Origin of the sequence: Neisseria sicca 4320, from assembly GCF_000193735.1 — a bacterium.
GTDB lineage: Bacteria > Pseudomonadota > Gammaproteobacteria > Burkholderiales > Neisseriaceae > Neisseria > Neisseria sicca_E.
Genome location: NZ_AEPF01000102.1, coordinates 1 through 2,211, shown reverse-complemented (window position 1 = coordinate 2,211; position 2,211 = coordinate 1). Strand labels below are relative to the sequence as shown.

Here is a 2,211-nt window from a genome sequence, read left to right as displayed (position 1 = left end):
GCGACTTTGTTCGCAGCGGCAGTCGAACCTGCTTTGCCTGCCACGGCTTTGTCGTTCAGACCGCCGTAGGTGTAGGCTTCGCCTTTGGCTGCATCAGCCGTGCGGATGCCTTGGGTTTGGGCGCGGTCGCCGAGGTAGACGGAGTCTTTAACCGTGGCTTTGATGTTGCTGCCCAATGCGTAGGCGTTGTCGGCGGATACGTTGTTGTTGTTACCGATGGAGTAAGCGCTGTTGCCGCTTACTACGGTCGGGTCACCGATGGCGCCGGAGTTTTTGCCGCTGACGATGTTGCCGGTACCGATGGCGATGGTGTTCTCGGCGTTGGCTTTGGCGCCTTTACCGATGGCGATGGCGTTGGTGCCTTTGGAAGCAGCCTGGTAGCCGACTGCCGTGGCGTATGCGCCGCTCGCGCTGGAGTCTTCGCCGTTGTGTGCCTGTACGTCGGGGTTCACTTCGCCGTCGTTGGTATGGAAGAACTTGATGCCTTGTTCGTTCATACGGCCTACGGCTTCGATGACGTTGTTGGTCACGTACATGCCTTGGTCTTCGACGTTGTAGGTCACGAGGCTGTAACCGTTGGACTGGGCAATCTTGGTCTCGTTCGTCACGTTGGTCACGTTCGGGTTGTTGCTGTTGTCCACCAGGGTAATGTTTTTGATATTGCCCAAGCCTGCTTTGCCGTCTGCTTCGACTACCGGCGGTGCGGTGTTGACGTTGCCGCCGTTGCTGCCGATCAGTTCGTAAACTTGGTGCAGTTGTCCGCCGTTGACGGCATCGGTGCTGCCTGCGGCGACGGTGCCTGCGGCGACGCCGGTCACTTTCTTACCGCCTGCGTTGATGCCTTCGGCAGTGATGTTGACATCGCCTGCTTTCAGACCGTCTTTGCTCAGAGCCACTTTGTCGCCGACTTTGACGCCGTTGTTGTTCACAACGGTATCGCCTGCTTTGACGCTGTCGACTTTCAGGTCTTTGTTGAGGCCGACCTGAATGCCGTTCGCGCCTGCGCTGGTGGTGATGTTGGCATCGCCTTTAACGGCGACGGTATCGCCTAGTTTGTTGGCAGCGGTCGTACCGCTGTCGCCTGCGAAGCTGATGCCTTTGTTGTCTACCGCGTCTTTCGCCGCTACGCCTTTGGCGATGTCGGCTTTGACGGCTTTAGACAGGTCAACCGCGTAGTCGGTCACGTTGTCGGCGTCTTTGTTGCCTTTGGTCACGACGATGTTGTCGGAACCTGCGGAAACGCTCGCACCGTCTGCGTTAACGGTGTAAACGGTTTGACCGTTCGCACCTTGTTTGCTGGTCACGCTGGCGATGTTGGTGCCGGCTTCGACTTCGGTCTTAGCGGCGGCAGCCAAACGGTTCAACTGTCCGACGTTGGCAGCATCGGTGTCTTTCACACCGGCAGCAACGTTGCTGATGGCTTTGTTGCCTGCGTTGATACCGTCAGCAGTGATGTTCACATCGCCTGCTTTCAAACCGTCTTTGCCCAGTGCCACTTTGTCGCCGACTTTAACGCCGTCGTTGTTCACAACGGTATCGCCTGCGGTGAAGCTGTCGGCTTTGAGGTCAGGTGCGGTCGCCACTTTGTAAGTGGTGCTGCCGTCGGCATTTTGCTCTGGTGTAACGACGATGTTGTCGTTGCCGCTGTCTACTTTAGACGTGGCTTTCGCTGCAGCTGCTTTGAGCTGTGCAACGTTCACTGCGTCGGTGTCGGCTTCGCCTGCGGCGATGTCGGTCACTTTGTTGCCGCCGTTGTTCAGACCGTCTTTGGTCAGGCTGACAGGTTTGCCTGCCTTGCCGTTGCCCACAGTCAGTCCGTTGTCGGTCAGAACGCTGCCGCCTACGGTAACCTTGTCGAAGGAGACGTCGTCTGAAGTCGCTACGGTGATGTTCTTACCGTTGCGGCTGACTTTGACGTTTTTGCCTTCTTTGAAGGTTACGGTGTCGCCTGCGCCGATTTTTTCAGACGAGGTTTCGTCGTTGGCGTTCAGGTTCCAGCCTTTGTCGGCAGTTTCTTTCACCGCGGCAATCGCGTCGTGGACGTTGTCTTTGCCTGTGCCGCCAATGTCGGCAGTGGTGACGTTGCCTTTGTCGTTGGCTGCGTTACCGCCGAGCAGGTTCGCCAGGTTGGCTTGGGTTGCGTTCAACTGCTCTTCGCTGGCGGCCTGACCTTTGGTTGCAAAGTCCGCACCGCCCAGAGTGGTGTTGCTC

1 pseudogene is annotated in these 2,211 nt (G+C 57.7%); it reads right to left on the bottom strand.

Features of this window, described 5'->3' with window-relative positions:
* A pseudogene (locus tag NSCA4_RS0109250) lies at positions 1-2,211 on the bottom strand (hypothetical protein); the annotation flags it as partial.